The sequence below is a fragment of the Chromobacterium sp. CCUG 76385 genome (assembly GCF_059916625.1).
The window spans coordinates 17,272-32,513 of sequence record NZ_JAUCGU010000028.1 but is presented as its reverse complement, the minus strand read 5'-3'; the positions used below and the strand labels follow the sequence as shown (position 1 = coordinate 32,513).

19 protein-coding genes are annotated in these 15,242 nt (G+C 63.2%); 15 read left to right on the top strand and 4 right to left on the bottom strand.

From position 1 onward, the window contains the following. Positions 1–82 precede the first annotated feature (82 nt). The 7 genes from lptF to QUG01_RS15925 all read left to right on the top strand — a co-directional run bounded on the left by lptF (position 83) and on the right by QUG01_RS15925 (position 7,341). Positions 83–1,183: an LPS export ABC transporter permease LptF gene (gene lptF, locus QUG01_RS15955; RefSeq protein ID WP_500830954.1), complete on the top strand. Its 1,101-nt coding sequence runs from the start codon at positions 83–85 to the stop codon at positions 1,181–1,183. Between the two features lie 13 nt (positions 1,184–1,196). Further along, positions 1,197–2,273, top strand: coding sequence for an LPS export ABC transporter permease LptG (gene lptG, locus QUG01_RS15950; protein WP_500830953.1), 1,077 nt, complete (start codon positions 1,197–1,199; stop codon positions 2,271–2,273). Position 2,274: 1 nt separating this feature from the next. Next, on the top strand, positions 2,275–4,845 hold the full coding sequence (locus QUG01_RS15945) for a [protein-PII] uridylyltransferase (RefSeq protein WP_500830952.1): 2,571 nt from the start codon (positions 2,275–2,277) through the stop codon (positions 4,843–4,845). Between the two features lie 65 nt (positions 4,846–4,910). Then, positions 4,911–5,477, top strand: a complete 567-nt coding sequence (locus QUG01_RS15940; RefSeq protein WP_500830951.1) for a GNAT family N-acetyltransferase — start codon at positions 4,911–4,913, stop codon at positions 5,475–5,477. A gap of 16 nt (positions 5,478–5,493) precedes the next feature. Continuing rightward, positions 5,494–6,264, top strand: a complete 771-nt coding sequence (locus QUG01_RS15935; RefSeq protein ID WP_500830950.1) for an alpha/beta fold hydrolase — start codon at positions 5,494–5,496, stop codon at positions 6,262–6,264. After that, positions 6,261–6,800: a GNAT family N-acetyltransferase gene (locus tag QUG01_RS15930; protein WP_500830949.1), complete on the top strand. Its 540-nt coding sequence runs from the start codon at positions 6,261–6,263 to the stop codon at positions 6,798–6,800. The genes QUG01_RS15935 and QUG01_RS15930 overlap by 4 nt, the downstream gene beginning before the upstream one ends. 58 nt (positions 6,801–6,858) lie before the next feature. Then, positions 6,859–7,341 carry a MaoC family dehydratase gene (locus QUG01_RS15925; protein ID WP_500830948.1) on the top strand — a complete coding sequence of 161 codons (483 nt, stop codon included), beginning with the start codon at positions 6,859–6,861 and terminating at the stop codon, positions 7,339–7,341. Between the two features lie 63 nt (positions 7,342–7,404). On the opposite strand, the gene QUG01_RS15920 is transcribed toward QUG01_RS15925, so the two are convergent. Together QUG01_RS15920 and QUG01_RS15915 are read right to left on the bottom strand one after the other, a co-directional pair. Further along, entirely contained in the window at positions 7,405–8,355 is a 951-nt protein-coding gene (locus tag QUG01_RS15920) for a GMP reductase (protein ID WP_500830947.1), read from the bottom strand. A 184-nt stretch (positions 8,356–8,539) separates the two neighbouring features. Beyond that, positions 8,540–9,187: a nucleotide-binding protein gene (locus QUG01_RS15915; protein ID WP_500830946.1), complete on the bottom strand. Its 648-nt coding sequence runs from the start codon at positions 9,185–9,187 to the stop codon at positions 8,540–8,542. 145 nt (positions 9,188–9,332) lie between these two features. Here QUG01_RS15915 and QUG01_RS15910 point away from each other — a divergent pair, with 145 nt between their 5' ends. Next, positions 9,333–9,992 (top strand): HAD family hydrolase, encoded by a 660-nt coding sequence (locus QUG01_RS15910; protein WP_500830945.1) that lies wholly within the window; start codon positions 9,333–9,335, stop codon positions 9,990–9,992. A gap of 5 nt (positions 9,993–9,997) precedes the next feature. Here the strand turns inward: QUG01_RS15910 and QUG01_RS15905 are convergent, their stop codons facing one another. Together QUG01_RS15905 and QUG01_RS15900 are read right to left on the bottom strand one after the other, a co-directional pair. Then, complete coding sequence (locus QUG01_RS15905; protein WP_500830944.1) at positions 9,998–10,930, bottom strand: exopolyphosphatase; 933 nt, start codon at positions 10,928–10,930, stop codon at positions 9,998–10,000. 30 nt (positions 10,931–10,960) lie between these two features. Continuing rightward, positions 10,961–11,548 (bottom strand): IMPACT family protein, encoded by a 588-nt coding sequence (locus QUG01_RS15900; protein WP_500830943.1) that lies wholly within the window; start codon positions 11,546–11,548, stop codon positions 10,961–10,963. Between the two features lie 105 nt (positions 11,549–11,653). Here QUG01_RS15900 and QUG01_RS15895 point away from each other — a divergent pair, with 105 nt between their 5' ends. The 7 genes from QUG01_RS15895 to QUG01_RS15865 all read left to right on the top strand — a co-directional run bounded on the left by QUG01_RS15895 (position 11,654) and on the right by QUG01_RS15865 (position 15,223). Then, the gene (locus tag QUG01_RS15895) at positions 11,654–11,782 is read left to right on the top strand and encodes a hypothetical protein (RefSeq protein ID WP_500830942.1); all 129 of its coding nucleotides are present in this window, start codon (positions 11,654–11,656) and stop codon (positions 11,780–11,782) included. 94 nt (positions 11,783–11,876) lie between these two features. Then, on the top strand, positions 11,877–12,302 hold the full coding sequence (locus tag QUG01_RS15890) for an NfeD family protein (protein ID WP_500830941.1): 426 nt from the start codon (positions 11,877–11,879) through the stop codon (positions 12,300–12,302). Positions 12,303–12,311: 9 nt separating this feature from the next. After that, entirely contained in the window at positions 12,312–13,253 is a 942-nt protein-coding gene (locus QUG01_RS15885) for an SPFH domain-containing protein (RefSeq protein ID WP_043622698.1), read from the top strand. Positions 13,254–13,315: 62 nt separating this feature from the next. Continuing rightward, positions 13,316–13,849, top strand: coding sequence for a septation protein A (locus tag QUG01_RS15880; RefSeq protein WP_500830940.1), 534 nt, complete (start codon positions 13,316–13,318; stop codon positions 13,847–13,849). Next, entirely contained in the window at positions 13,849–14,151 is a 303-nt protein-coding gene (locus QUG01_RS15875; protein WP_500830939.1) for a YciI family protein, read from the top strand. Before QUG01_RS15880 ends, QUG01_RS15875 begins: the two co-directional genes overlap by 1 nt. After that, positions 14,148–14,414, top strand: coding sequence for a BolA family protein (locus tag QUG01_RS15870; RefSeq protein ID WP_500830938.1), 267 nt, complete (start codon positions 14,148–14,150; stop codon positions 14,412–14,414). Before QUG01_RS15875 ends, QUG01_RS15870 begins: the two co-directional genes overlap by 4 nt. Before the next feature lie 20 nt (positions 14,415–14,434). After that, positions 14,435–15,223, top strand: coding sequence for a peptidylprolyl isomerase (locus QUG01_RS15865; RefSeq protein WP_500830937.1), 789 nt, complete (start codon positions 14,435–14,437; stop codon positions 15,221–15,223). Positions 15,224–15,242 lie beyond the last annotated feature (19 nt).

The following is a 15,242-nucleotide window of genomic DNA, read 5'->3' as shown; positions in this document are numbered from 1 at the left end:
TTTTGCCGGAAATGGCGCTTCAGGATTGTCTCATTGAATTATCACAATGCTTTTCATAAAAAGTCAAAAAGGCACTGAATAAATGGTTTTTCAAAAAAGCCTGACACGCGAGTTGACTTTCACCGCCCTGGGCGTCTTCGTCGTGTTGTTGGCCATTATCGTATCGACCCAGGCCATCAACATGCTGGGCCGCGCCGCCGAAGGCCAGATCGCCAACGAGGCGATCACGGCGCTGATCGGTTTCTGGACACTGGGATTTTTTCCAGTATTGATGATTTTGACGGTTTTCGTCAGTGTTCTGGTGGTGCTCACTCGCACTTGGCGCGACCATGAAATGGTAGTGTGGCTGTCCGCGGGCCTGTCGCTGCGCGACTGGATCTGGCCCATCATGCGTTTTACCTTGCCGCTGGCCATTCTGGTCGCCGGCGTCACGCTCTTCGTTGGACCGTGGGCCGACCAGCGCAGCCAGGACTACGCGGAAATCATTAAACGGCGCGAGGAAGTCTCCGCCATCGCGCCGGGCGTCTTCAAGGAATCCTCCTCCGCCACCAAGGTTTACTTCATTGAAAATTACACTGGCCAGAATAGCGCGGCCTCGAATATTTTCATGCAGGACATGACCGACGGCAAAGTCAGCACCGTTTTCGCCAAGCACGGCTACATCACCACCAAAAAAGACGGCGAACGGGTGCTGGTGCTGGAAGACGGCACGCGCTACGTAGGCGACCCGGGCAAGGCCGATTATCAGGTCGGCACCTTCAAGCGTTATACGGCCAGCATAGGTGAAAGCCAGATGGCCACCGGCCCGGCCGGCAACCGCCAGTCCATCCCCACCCGGCAGCTGCTGGGCAGCAGCAATCCGGAATACAAGGCGGAACTGGCGTGGCGGCTTTCCATGCCCATCAGCTGCATCCTGCTGGCGCTGCTGGCGCTGCCGCTGTCCTACTACAACCCGCGCAGCGGCCACACCTACAATCTGCTGTTTGCCTTGCTGACATTCTTCGTTTACCAGAACGGCCTCACCGTGGCCCGGAACTGGATCGCGCAGGGCAAAACCGGCGTCTGGTCCATCGCGCTGGTCCATGCCCTGCTGCTGTTGCTGGCGCTGGCGCTGCTCAGACACCGCAACCGCCCCCAGCTTCCGTTCGGCCAATCCCTGGCCCAGATGTTCGGCAAAAACTGACACGTACACATCGATGAAACTGATCCACCGCTACATCATCAGCACGCTGACCCAGTCCACGCTGTTCACCCTGCTGGCGCTGCTGGGCCTGTACGGCTTTTTCGACCTGCTGGGCGAGGTGCCGATGCTCGGCACAGGCAACTACAACGCCGGCGCGATGGCCACCTATGTGGCGCTGCTGGCCCCTGGCCACGCCTATGAGCTGATGCCGCTGGCCGTCTTGATAGGCGGCATGGTGGCGATGACCCAGTTGGCCAGCTCCAGCGAATACACGGTCATCCGCACCTCCGGCGTCACGCTGAAACAGATCGCCGCCACGCTGCTGAAGTTTGGCCTGGGTTTCGCCGTTCTGACCATCGTGCTGGGCGAATTCGTCGCCCCTTGGTCGATGCAGGAAGCCGAACGCGGCAAACTCACCGCCACCCACTCCATCATCGCGCGCGAATTCCGCTCCGGCACCTGGGTGAAAGACAATCAAAACTTCATCAATGTGCGCGAAATGCTGCCGGACAACACCCTGCTAGGGGTGCGCATCTATACGTACGATCAGGACTTCAAGCTGGTGCGCACCCAGTTGGCCGAACGCGGCACCTTCTCCAAGCAGGACCACGTCTGGCAACTGGAAAACGTCAAGGAAACCGTGCTCGCCAGCGACCACACCGCCAGCGCCTTCTATCCCACGCTGCGCTGGAAGTCGATTGTCGAGCCGGCCATTCTGTCGGTGCTGCTGGTGGTGCCGGAACAGATGTCGGCGCTGAACCTGCTGACTTATATCGAGCATCTGAAGAAGAACAAGCAGCAAACCCAGCGCTATGAGATCGCGCTGTGGAGCAAACTGTTCTACCCGCTGGCCTGCATTTCGATGGCACTGGTGGCGCTGGCCTTCACGCCGCAACAGCGACGCCACGGGCAACTCGGCATCAAGCTGTTCGCCGGCATTTGCCTGGGTGTAAGCTTCCACTTCGTGAACCGCCTGTTCGGCCACCTGGGCCTGCTGTACGACTGGAACGCCATCCTGTCGGCCACCCTGCCCACGCTGATCTTCTTCCTGGGCGGCATTGCCATCATCACGAAACAGGAAAGGCGCTGACATGACGCTTGCGGCCACTCCTCTGCAACACTGGCGGCAGACGCTGGCCGACAAGCGACAACAACTGGCCGAGCGCTACCGCGAAACGCGCGACGCCCAAACCTACCTGCGCCGCTACTGCCTGGCGGTGGATGAGGCGCTGCAAACCTTGTGGCGCGAGCAAGGCCTGGACGGCGAGGCCAGCCTGGCGGCGGTGGGCGGCTACGGCCGCGGCCAGTTGTTTCCCGGCTCCGACATCGACATCCTGATCCTGCTGCCGGACCCGACGCCGGCCGACATCAACGACAAAGTCACCCGCTTCATCGGCCTGATGTGGGACATCGGCCTGGAGATCGGCCACAGCGTGCGCACGGAGGCGGAATGCCTGCGCGAAGCGCAGTCGGACATCACCATCGAGACCAATCTGCTGGAAAACCGCCTGGTGGCTGGACCGGTCACGCCTTGGCTGCAGCTGATCCAGAAGCTGGAAGCCCAACGCGACCCGCTGGCTTTCTTCGAAGGCAAAACGCGCGAGCAGCAGCAGCGCCACACCCGGCACTTCGGCGTCAGCAACAATCTCGAGCCCAATCTGAAAGAAAGTCCCGGCGGGCTGCGCGATCTGCACACCATCTTGTGGATCAGCAAGGCTGCCGGCCTGGGCGACAACTGGGACGCGCTGGTGAGGCGCGGCATCCTGACCCTGGCCGAAGCGCGGCTGATCAAGCACAGCGAGGAACAGCTGCAGAAGCTGCGCATAGACCTGCACCTCTTGGCCCGCCGCCGCGAGGACAGGCTGATCTTCGATCTGCAGCAGCAGATGGCCCAGGCCTGGAATCTCGCCGACACCCCGGCCAAGCGCGCCAGCGAGCAGCTGATGCAGCTGTACTTCCGCGCCGCCAAGACGGTGAACCAGCTCAACGGCATCCTGCTGCCGAATCTGCGCGGCCGCATCTACTGCCAGGTGCCGCGCGTCACCCAGCACATCAACGAGCACTTCCACGCCGTCAACGGCATGCTGGGCATCCGCGAAGTCAATGTTTTCGACAAGCATCCGCACGCCATTCTGGAAGCGTTTCTGACGCTGCAGCGCCACCCGGAGCTGTCAGGCTTCGCCCCGCGCATGCTGCGCGCGCTGTGGCACGCCCGCAGCCAGATCAACGAGCGCTTCCGCCAGGACGCGCGCAACCGCGCCACCTTTCTGCAGATCTTCCGCGAACCGTCCGGCCTCACCCGCACCCTGCGGCGGATGAACCTGTACGGGATTCTGGGCCAATACCTGCCCAATTTCGGCCAGATCGTCGGCCAGATGCAGCACGACTTGTTCCACGTCTACACCGTGGACGAGCACATCCTGATGGTGGTGCGCAATCTGCGCCGCTTCGCCATCAGCGCCTACAACCACGAATACCCGTTTCTGTCGCGGCTGATCAACGACTTCGAACGCCCGGAAGCCTTGTACCTGGCCGGCCTGTTCCACGATATCGCCAAAGGCCGCGGCGGCGACCACTCGCAGCTGGGCATGGCCGACGCCGAGGCCTTCTGCCGCAGCCACGGCTTGCTGGAGGAAGATTGCGCGCTGATCGTCTGGCTGGTGCAACACCACCTGACCATGTCCAGCATCGCGCAGAAGCAAGACATCTACGACCCCGAAACCGTCGGCCGCTTCGCCGAACTGGTGCAGACGCCGCGCCGCCTCGCCGCCCTGTACCTGCTGACGGTGGCCGACATCCGCGGCACCAGCCCCAAGGTGTGGAACACCTGGAAGGCCAAGCTGCTGGAAGACCTGTACCACGCCACGCTGCGCGTGCTGTCGCGCGGCGGCGAAACCGACATCGCTTCGGAACTCGAAGCCCGCAAGAACCAGGCCCGGGCGCTGCTCCGGCTGCACGCCATCCCGGACGGCGTGGAAGCCGGACTGTGGGCGCAGCTGGACACCGTCTACTTTCTGCGCCACGAAGCCAAGGAAATCGCCTGGCACGCCCGCGTCTTGAACCGCCAGCTCACGCCCGACGCGCCGCAGGTCAAGGCGCGGCTGGCCGACGACCATGACGGCATCCAGGTGCTGGTCTACTCGCCGGACCGGCCGGAACTGTTCGCCCGCGCCTGCGCCTTCTTCGGGCGCACCAATTACAGCATCGCCGACGCCAAGGTCTACACCACGCGCCACGGCTACGCGCTGGACACCTTCCATGTCTTCGTGCCGGAACATCATGATGGCGACTACCGGGACATGATCAACTTCATCGAGTTCGAGCTGGCCGCCACGCTGGCGCAGGACAAGCCGCTGCAGCCGCCGCCGCAAGGCCGCATCAGCCGCCACCTCAAGCATTTCCCGATCACGCCGCAGGTATCCATCCGCCCGGACGACAAGGACAATTACTTCATCCTGTCCATCGTGGCCGGCGACCGCCCCGGCCTGCTGGCCCGCATCGCCAAGGTGCTGGCCGATTATCGCCTCAACGTGCAGTCGGCCAAGATCATGACGCTGGGCAGCCGCGCCGAAGACTCTTTCCTGATTTCCGGTCCGGGACTCAAGGACGACAAGACCGCGCTCGCGCTGGAAGCGGAGTTGATCGCAGCGCTTCGCATCTGAACAATCTGATTTGAATATCCGGTTCGCTTTGTTACCATTGCATTGCACAATGCAAGGAGCATGAAGTGAGCACCATCCTGCTGGATATCCCCGATCAAATCGAAAGCCGCCGCCTGATCCTGCGCAGCCCGATGCCTGGCGATGGCCCCGCCGTCCACGCCGGCGTCGTGGCCACGCTGGAACAGTTGCGCGCCTGGCCTGCCTCCATGCCCTGGGCGCAGGCAGAACCCTCAGTGGAAGCCTCGGAAACCTTTTGCCGCCAGGGCCGAGTGGACTACCTGGCCCGCAAGAACCTGCCCTTGCTGCTGTTTTTGAAAGACGGCAGCCACTTCATCGGCGCATCCGGCCTGCACGGCATCCACTGGAAGCACAAACAAGCTGAAATCGGTTATTGGTGCCATCTGGCATGGCAAGGCCAAGGTCTGATCAGCGAAGCGGTGAAAGCCGTGGCCGACTTTGCCCTGACGCAGCTGCAATTTTGCCGCCTGACCTGCCTGCCGGACACGCTGAACCTGGACAGCCGCCGCGTGGCGGAGCGCGCCGGCTTCCAGCTGGAAGGCATACTGCGCAACGAGCGCATCGCCCCTGACGGCAGCATGCGCGATACCGCCCTATACGCCCTGACCAACTAACTTCTGAAGTTCGACCATGAAATCGCACACGCTCACTGAACCCGCCGCCTACCTGCGCCATCACGACATTCCTGGCCACGGCGCGCCGCTCATCATGTTGCACGGCCTGGGCTGCGCCTCTTCGTTCGACTATCCGCGCCTATTGGCCGAACCTGGCCTGGCCGGCCGCCGCGCGCTGCTGGTCGATCTATTGGGCCACGGTTTCAGCGACAAGCCGCAAGATTTCAGCTACACGCCGCGCGCCCAGGCGCAAGCGCTGGCGCAATGGGTAGAATATCTGGATTTGCGCGGCGTTGACCTGTTCGCCCACAGCATGGGCGGCAGCGTCGCCATCGAACTGGCGACACTGATGCCGGATCGCATCGGGCATCTGATATTGGCCGAACCGAATCTGGACAGTGGCGGCGGCGCATACAGCCGCGCGATAGCGGCCTGGAGCGAGGCCGACTACGCCGCACGCGGCCACAGGGAAAGCATTCAGACCTTTGGTGCGGACAACCCCAACTGGGCCGGCAGCATGGCCGTCGCCTCGCCGCTGGCGGTGCACCGCGCGGCGAAAGGGCTGATCCAAGGCAGCCCGGTCAGCTGGCGCGAACAATTGCTGGCGCTAAGCATGCCGCGCTGCATCATCTTCGGCGAACACTCGTTGCCCGACCCCGACGCCGAGTGGCTACCGCGTCATGGCATCGCCACCCGCATCGTCGCCAACGCCGGCCATTCCCTGGCCTGGGATAATCCAGCCGGATTGGCCACCGCCATCGCATCGGCGCTGGAGACAAACGCATGAAGACCCTGGCTGGCGAAACCGCTCGCCTGCGCATCGAGCCGCTGCGCGAGGCCCACGCGGACGAACTGTTCGACGCCTTTCAAACCGTTGAGCTATATCGCTTCATCCCGGAACGGCCGCATCCCTCATTGGCATCCATGCGCGCCGAATACCGCGAGTTCGCCGGCGGCGCGCCGGCCGACAGCGGCGAAATCTGGCTGAACTGGGCGCTGCTCCTCAAGGACGGCGGCGAAGCCATCGGCACCTTGCAGGCCACCCGATTCGCCGACGGCAGCCAGTGGCTGGGTTATAAGCTGGCGCCCGCTCACTGGGGCCGGGGACTGGCCAGCGAGGCGCTAGGCTGGCTGGCGCCGGCCTTGCGGCCTTGGCTGGCGCATGGCCCGCTGCTGGCCGCAGTGGACAGCCACCATCCCGCGTCACAGCGCGTGCTGCTCAAAAATGGCTTCCGGCTGCTGCGCGAGGAAACGGCGGAGCTGCACGGCGAGCCGTCCTTGGACAGGATTTATGTTTTCGAATCAGGACAATCCAATCTTTGACCAGATCGCGGACACGCGCTATGCTGGCTGCCGATATTACGTTAACGTAAGTTGAATCATGCTCTACTTCGAAGACCTGCAGCTCGGTCAGCGCTTTTTCAGTGCCAGCCATACCCTGAGCGAGGACGAAATCATCGCTTTCGCCCGCCAGTTCGACCCGCAGCCCTTCCATACGGACCCCGAGGCGGCGAAACAGACCTTCTTCAACGGCCTGGCCGCCAGCGGTTGGCATACCAGCAGCCTAACCATGCGACTGGTGGCGGAGTCGGAATTGGGCAAAGCGGCCAACGGCCTGATCGGCATGCAGATAGACAAAATGCGCTGGCCGCAGCCGACGCGCGCCGGCGACACGCTGCAAGTGGAAGTGGAGGTGCTGGACAAGCGGCGCTCCGGCAGCCAGCCCGGCTTCGGCGTGGTGAAGGTCAAATGGACCACGCGCAATCAGGACGACGCCGTCGCCATGCAGCTGGAGTGCGCCATCTGGCTGCAATGCCGCAGCGAGGTCAAAGAAAACGTGGCGGAGTCAGCCGGCGCCAAGTAAAAACCGGCATGAAAACGGCCGCGCAGCGCAAGCCCGCGGCCGTTCATCGCCTCAGATTCCGGCTCAGCGATAAACCTGGATCATCTCCACTTCGCGCAACGCGGACAGCGTGGTGCCGCCGGCGTAGCTGACCGACGACTGCAGATCTTCCTGCAACTCGCGCAGCAGCTTGCCCATGCTGCCCTTGTACTCGACCAGAATCTTCTTGCCTTCCACGTTGACGTAGGCGCCCTTGTTGAACTGTGAGGCGCTGCCGAAGTATTCCTTGTAGTGCTTGCCGTTGATTTCCACGATGTCGCCGGCGGACTCGTCGTAACCGGCGAACAGCGAACCGGCCATGATCATGGTGGCTCCGCACACCAGCGCCTTGGCGATGTCGCCATGCTCGACGATGCCGCCGTCGGCGATCACCGGCACCGTCACTGCGGACACGCAATCGCGCACGGTGGACACCATCGGACGGTGGAAACCGGTCTTGTTCTTGGTGATGCAGACGCGGCCGCCGGCAATGCCGGCCTTGATCGCGTCGCAACCCCAGCTTTCCAGATCGCGCGCCGCTTCGGCAGTGGCCACGTTGCCGCCGATCAGGAAGGTATTGGGGAAATGCTGCTTGATGTGCTTGATCATGCGCTCAGCCTTGACGCACCAGGCGTTGGCGATGTCCAGCGTCATGTATTCGGGTTGCAGGCCGGCCGCCTTCAGCGCCTCCAGTTGCTCGATGGTGTCTTCATTGACGCCTACACTGATCGAGGCGAACAGGCCCTTGGCTTGCATGTCGCGGGTGAAGGCCACCGAATCGACATTGAAGCGATGCATGGTGTAGAACCAACCCTGACGGGCGAAGAACTCGCAAGTCTCGGCCGAAACCACGGACTTCATATTCGACGGATACACCGGCATCACAAACTCGCGCGGGCCGAATTTGACCGTGGTGCTGCAGTCCTTGCGGCTGTCCACCATGGTTTTCTTCGGCACCAGGTATACGTCGCCGTAATTGAGTTCGGTCTTGATCATGCGTGTGCTCCCAAAGCTTGAATGAGGTGAACGAAAAAAACAGGGGCCCCAAACAAAGACGGGAGCCGTATAGGCTCCCGATTGCGCGTTCCCCTGCGACGCCTTGGTTCGGCTCGCACGCAGTTACGAATACAAGCTACGCTGATTTTTTCTCCACGTCAAGAGTTATCAGGCAGAATGATTGCTACTTGTCGCACCAGGCCTGCGGATCTTCGCCCAGCCAGCGCAAAATCGGCTGCCACGCCTCGCGGTCGCGCTCCGTGCGCGAAGGCGGCAGATCGAACAAGGACATGCCGGCCGACGCGGCCTGGACATACAGCTGGGTATCGCGCAGCCAGGTCAGCACCGGCACTTCGTGGCGGGCCAGAAATTGCTCCAGCTCGCGCGCCGAGCGGGTGCGCGGGTCCACCCGCATGCCCACCACCGCCATGAAGGCCTTGTTCTTGCGGATGGTCTTCTCTTCCAGCATCTGTTCGAAAAAGTCCTCGCTGGCCCACATGTCGAATGGCGACGGCTGGATGGGCACGATCACATGCCCCACCTGGGACAGCAAGGCGCTGAGCTTCTTGCCGCGCAGGCCGGCCGCGCTGTCCAGCACCACCACTTCCGTGCCCTTGGGCGGCCGCTTGGGCTCGTTGGGCAATACTTCCCAACCGGCAATCGCCGGCAGCGCCGCGTTGCGTTGCGACAGCCAGTGCAAGGAGGTCTGCTGGCGATCCACGTCACCCAACATCACCTGCTTGCCACCGGCTGCAAAGTAGCCCGCCAGATTGGTGGCCAGCGTGGACTTGCCGCTGCCGCCCTTGGGATTCGCTATCAATACCGACCGCACATCATCCTCCCCTTTCCGGTGCATCAGGCCACTATACCAGAGCCATGGCGAGCCGCGCCGGCCCATGACAAAAACAGGCGCTCGACAGCCCGCCGCCGCGGCCGCACAATCGAGCCAGACCAACCCAAGCCCTGAAGGAGACGCAATGCCCCGCAGTTTCGATGCCCTGCTGTTCGACATGGACGGATTGATGCTGGATACCGAACGGCTATCCAACGAGACCTGGCGCCGCGCCGGCGCGGAATTGGGCATAGAGATTCGGGACGAAATGCTGCACGCGATGGTTGGGATGTCGTTCCAGAACTGCATTCGCTTTGTCGAGGACTATCTGGGCGACGCAGAGGCTGCCGACCGCCTGCAAAAGGGGTCGGACCGCCATTATCAGCACATCCTGCGGCATGAGGACATTCCGCTGAAGGCGGGCATTCTGGAACTGCTGGACTGGGTCCGGGAACAAGGCATCCCGCGCGCGGTGGCTACTTCGACGCGGCGGCGTATCGCCGACATCAAACTGCAGCGCAGCGGTTTGGGCGAGTTTTTCGACGTCACCGTGGCCGGCGACGAAGTGGCCCGCACCAAGCCGGCGCCGGACGTCTATCACGACGCCGCCGCCCGATTGGGCGTGGCCGCGCAACGCTGCCTGGTGCTGGAGGACTCCCGGATGGGGCTGCAGGCCGGCGTGGCCGCCGGCGCGCGAGTGATCCTGGTGCCGGACCTGCTGTCGCCCAGCGACGACGACCGCGCCGCCGCGCTGGCGGTATGCGGCGACCTGCACCAGGCGCTGGAGCTGATCCGCGCGCTGTAAGCGCCTCAGCCCAAGCCGCGGATGCGCGCCACCAGCTCGTCCAGCACGTCGTCGGCCCTGTCGTGCGGCACCTGGCAGGTGCCGGCCGCCTCGTGCCCGCCGCCGCCGTACTGCAGCATCAGCGCGCCGATATTGCTGTGCGAGCTGCGGTTGACGATGGATTTGCCGACGGCAAACACGGTGTTCTGCTTGTTCAGGCCCCACATCACATGGATGGAGACATTGCAGTCCGGAAACAGCGCATACACCATGAAGCGGTTGGTCGGATGGATGATTTCCTCGTTCTGCAGGTTCAGCACCACCACATTGCCGTGCACCCTGGCGCAACGCAGGATCTGCGCCTTGGCCTCGGTTTCGTGCTCGCGATACAAGGCTACCCGCTCCTGCACGTCCGGCAGGCTGAGGATTTCGTCTATGGTATGGTTTCGGCAGTAGCCGATCAGGTCCATCATCAGCTGGAAATTACCCACCCGAAATTCGCGGAAACGCCCCAGCCCGGTGCGCGCGTCCATCAGGTAGTTCAGCAGCACCCAGCCTTTGGGATTGAGAATTTCCTCGATGCTGAACTGGGCGGAGTCGGCCTTGTCCACCGCCGCCATCATTTCATCGCTGATGTCGGGAAAGGTCTGCTTGCCGCCGTAGTGGTTGTACACCACCCGGGCGGCAGACGGCGCGCGCGGGTCGATCACGTAGTTGTCGGCATCCGTGGCGTTGCGCAGCGTCTCTGACAAGTGGTGGTCGAACACCAGGTGCGCCTTGGCCACGTAAGGCAGGTTGGTGGTGATGTCGTCGCCGGTGATCTCCACCTTGCCGTCCTGCATGTCCTTGGGGTGGGCGAACTGCACCTCCTTGATCAAACCCAGTTCATTGAGCAGCACGGCGCACACCAAGCCGTCGAAATCGCTGCGCGTCACCAGCCGATACTGTTTCTGCGTCATCTTGCCTGCCTCCCGTTTACCCATCCGCCGTCAATCGTCCGGCTTCGCCTCCAGCGCGCCGGCCATGCCGTCCGCCAATCCCGCCAGCGCCGCGTCCAGCCCCGCCTCCGGCAACGCCACCGTCAGCCAGACGCGCTCGGCGTAGCGCTGCTCCAGCACCGTCGCGCCGGCGTCATGGCACAGGCGGCGCAGCCTGGCCTCGCCGGAAAAATCCACCGCCAGCCGCACGCGGCGCATCCGCACCACGGCAACCAGCTTAGCCTGTGCCAACGCGGCGTTGACAGCTTGAGTGTAGGCCCTGACCAAGCCGCCCGCACCCAGCTTGATGCCGCCGAAATAGCGCACCACCACCGCCAGCGCATTGGCAATTTCACGATGCTGCAATACGTTATACATCGGTTTGGCCGCGGTGCCGGAAGGTTCCCCATCGTCGTCCAGCATGGAATCGCCAGCGCACAGCAGCACCGCGCAGTAATGGCGGGCATCGGGCCAGCGCCGGCGGATGTCGCGCAGCGCCGCTTCCGCCTCCACCCGGCTGGACACGGGCTGCACGATGCCGATGAAGCGGCTCTTGCGGATTTCCACCTCGGCGCAAGCCATGGCTTCCAGTTGGAACATTTATCGCACCCAGCAGTCTGAATAGGGCGGGCATTGTAACGCCGTGGCCGCGGAGCGCCCAATTACGGTCTAGACTGAAAGCGGGAAACCTCATGGAGAATCGCCATGAAAACCTTGCTGCTGTCCTCCGCGCTGGTGGTGGCCGGCCTTTGGCTGTTCATCAGGAAGTTCTGGCTGCAAAGCGAGGACGCCATCCACCTGTCGCACTATTTGCCGGATCGCGATCACGTCTGAATCCCCGCAAGCTGACAAAGGCTGATTATTCAGTTCGTTGTCATTTTCAGTGAATGGCCCGACAATGAAGCCGTGGCCATCTAGCGGGAAACCCATGTCGCAAGCCCTCACCTTCTGGCTGGTCGGCGCGCTTGTCGCGCTGATCGCCGAATTCATGTCCGGAACCTTCTATCTGCTGATGGTCTCCTTGGCCATGGCCTGCGGCGGCCTTGCCGCCTGGCTGGGCGCGCCGGAACTTTGGCAATGGCTGCTCGCCAGCGTCAGCGGCGTCGCGGGCGTGCTGCTGGTGCGCCAGCGCCGCCGCCGGATCGCCGCCCCGCCGCGCCCCCAGGATGATCCGGACTGGGGGCGGCAAGTGGAAATCCTTGCGCTCACGTCGCCTGGCCATGCCCGCATCCATTACCGCGGCGCGGAGTGGGATGCCGAGCTGCTGGATCCGGCGCTGCATGCCGGCGCCACCGGCTACATCGCCGGCCGCCAAGGCAATCTGTTCAAAATCGCGTCCACACAACCCGAATAAGAGTCCATCATGGAAATCGCCCTGATCCTGTTCCTGGCCGTTGTCGTCTTCATTTTCAAATCGCTGGCCATCGTGCCGCAGCAGCATGCCTACATCGTCGAGCGCCTGGGCCGCTATCACGCCACCCTGACGCCGGGCCTCAACATCATCACTCCGTTCATCGACCGCATCGCCTACAAGCACAGCCTGAAGGAAGTCCCGCTGGATGTGCCCAGCCAGATCTGCATCACCCGCGACAACACCCAGTTGAAAGTGGACGGCATTCTGTACTTTCAGGTGACGGACGCCAAGCTGGCCTCCTACGGCACCAGCAACTACATCGTCGCCATCACCCAGCTGTCGCAGACCACGCTGCGCTCGGTCATCGGCAAGCTGGAGCTGGACAAGACCTTTGAAGAGCGCGACGACATCAACCGCACCGTGGTGGCTTCGCTGGACGAGGCCGCGATCAACTGGGGCGTCAAGGTGCTACGCTATGAAATCAAGGACTTGGTGCCGCCGCAGGACATCCTGCACGCCATGCAGGCGCAGATCACCGCCGAGCGCGAAAAACGCGCCCGCATCGCCCAGTCCGAGGGCGTGAAGGTGGAGCAGATCAACCTGGCCACCGGCGCGCGCGAGGCGGCCATCCAGAAGTCCCAGGGCGAAATGCAAGCCACCATCAACAACTCCGAGGGCAACAAGCAGGCGGCCATCAACCAGGCCATGGGCGAAGCCGAGGCGCTGCGCCTGGTGGCCGACGCCACCGCCGACGCGATCAACCGCATCGCCGGCGCCATCCGCACCGACGGCGGCCTGGAGGCCGTCAACCTGAAAGTGGCCGAGCAATACATCGCCGCCTTCGGCAAATTGGCCAAGGAAAACAACACCATCATCATGCCCAGCAACGTCGCCGACGTCGGCGGCCTGGTGGCCAGCGCGCTCAGCGTGGTCAAACAAACTAACCGTTAACTCAGGAAAACTGGGGCTGCCGCGGCTTGAATATGCCGGCGTCAGCCCGCATAATCACCCGCATGAAATTTTTTACCGATCTCCTCCCCGTCCTGCTGTTCTTCGGCGCCTACTGGCTGACCCGCGACATGTTCGCCGCCACCGGCGTGGCCATCGCCGCCACCGTCGTCATGGTGGCCTGGGCCTGGTACAAGCACCGCAAGGTGGACACCATGCAATGGATCAGCCTGGGGCTGATCGTGGTGCTGGGCGGCGCCACCCTGCTCTTGCACGACAAGCACTTCATCATGTGGAAGCCCACTGTCTTGTACTGGGTGATGGGCGGCGGCCTGCTGATCAGCGATTTCGCCGGCAAGAACGGCCTGCGCCTGATGATGGGCCAGCAGATCAGCATGCCGGACCCGGTGTGGCGCAAGCTCACCTGGGCCTGGTGCGGCTTCTTCGGCTTCATGGGCGCGCTGAATCTGTTCGTCGCTTACCATTTCAGCGAAGACGTCTGGGTCAACTTCAAGCTGTTCGGCGGCATGGGGCTGATGCTGCTGTTCGTGATCGCGCAGAGCCTGTTCCTGGCCAAGTACATCGAGGAAAAGAAATAATGCTGTACGCCATCGTCGCCCAAGACGCGCCAGGCACGCTGGACAAGCGCCTCGCCGCCCGCCCTGACCATCTGGCCCGGCTGCAGGCGCTGCAGGACGCCGGCCGCCTGACCCTGGCCGGCCCGTTCCCGGCCATCGACAGCATCGATCCCGGCCCGGCCGGCTTTTCCGGCAGCCTGATCGTCGCTGAGTTCCCGTCGCTGGCCGAGGCGCAAGCCTGGGCCGACGCCGATCCCTACCGCGCCGCCGGCGTCTACGCCAGCGTCGAGGTCAAGCCCTTCCGCCAGGTATTCCCGGCATGAGCGACACCATGCAACTGCTGGAAACGGCGCTGCAGGCGCTTGCGCCGGAGCATCTGGACATCCAGGACGACAGCGCCCTGCACGCCGGCCATGCCGGCGCCAAGGGCGGTGGCGGCCACTATACGTTGACGATAGTCAGCGCCCGCTTTGCAGGCCTGGGCCGCGTGCAACGCCACCGGCTGATCTACCAAACCCTGGGCGAACTGATGACCAGCCGCGTGCATGCGTTGGCCATCCGCGCGCTCACTCCAGAAGAACTCTGAATTTCTACCAAAGGGCTAACATGAAGCACTCCCGTATCGCCGCGCTGCTGCTGGCAGCCTCGATCAGTCTGCCGGCCGCCGCCGAATCGATCGCCGTGGTCAACGGCGTGTCCATCGACAAGTCCGAACTGGACGCGGCCGTCGCCAATGTGGTGCAAAGCAATGGCGGCCGGGTGCAAGACTCCCCGGAGCTGCGCGAACAGCTGAAGAATTCGCTGATCAGCCGCCAAGTCATCCTGCAGGAAGCCACCCGCCGCGGCCTGGACAAACAGCCGGAATTCGTCAAACGCCTGGACGAAGCTCGTTCCGAGCTGCTGCGCGACGCGCTGTTCGCCGACATCGCCAACAAGGCCAGCATCAGCGATGCCGACATCAAGGCCCGCTATGATCAGGAAGTCGCCAAATACGCCGGCACCAAGGAACTGCACGCCTACCAGATCACCCTGTCCAGCCAGGCCGACGCCCAAAAGCTGATCGCCCAACTGAAGAAGGGCGGTAAGTTCGAAGAGCTGGCCAAGACCCGCTCGATCGATCCCAACGCCAAGCAAACCGGCGGCGACATGGGCTGGGGCAATCTGTCCCGCATGGAGCCCAAGCTGGCCGAAGCGCTGAAGGCCATCCCCAAGGGCCAGGTCAGCGCCCAGCCGTTCCAGTCGCAGCTTGGTTGGCATGTGTTCAAGGTAGCCGACATCCGCGACGCGCAAGTGCCGTCGCTGGATCAAGTCAAACCCCAGCTTGCCCGCCAGTTGCAGGAAGAAGCCATTGCCAAGGCCGTGGAAGACCTGCGCGCCAAGAGCAAGATCCAGTAACACCCCCGATACCGAATCA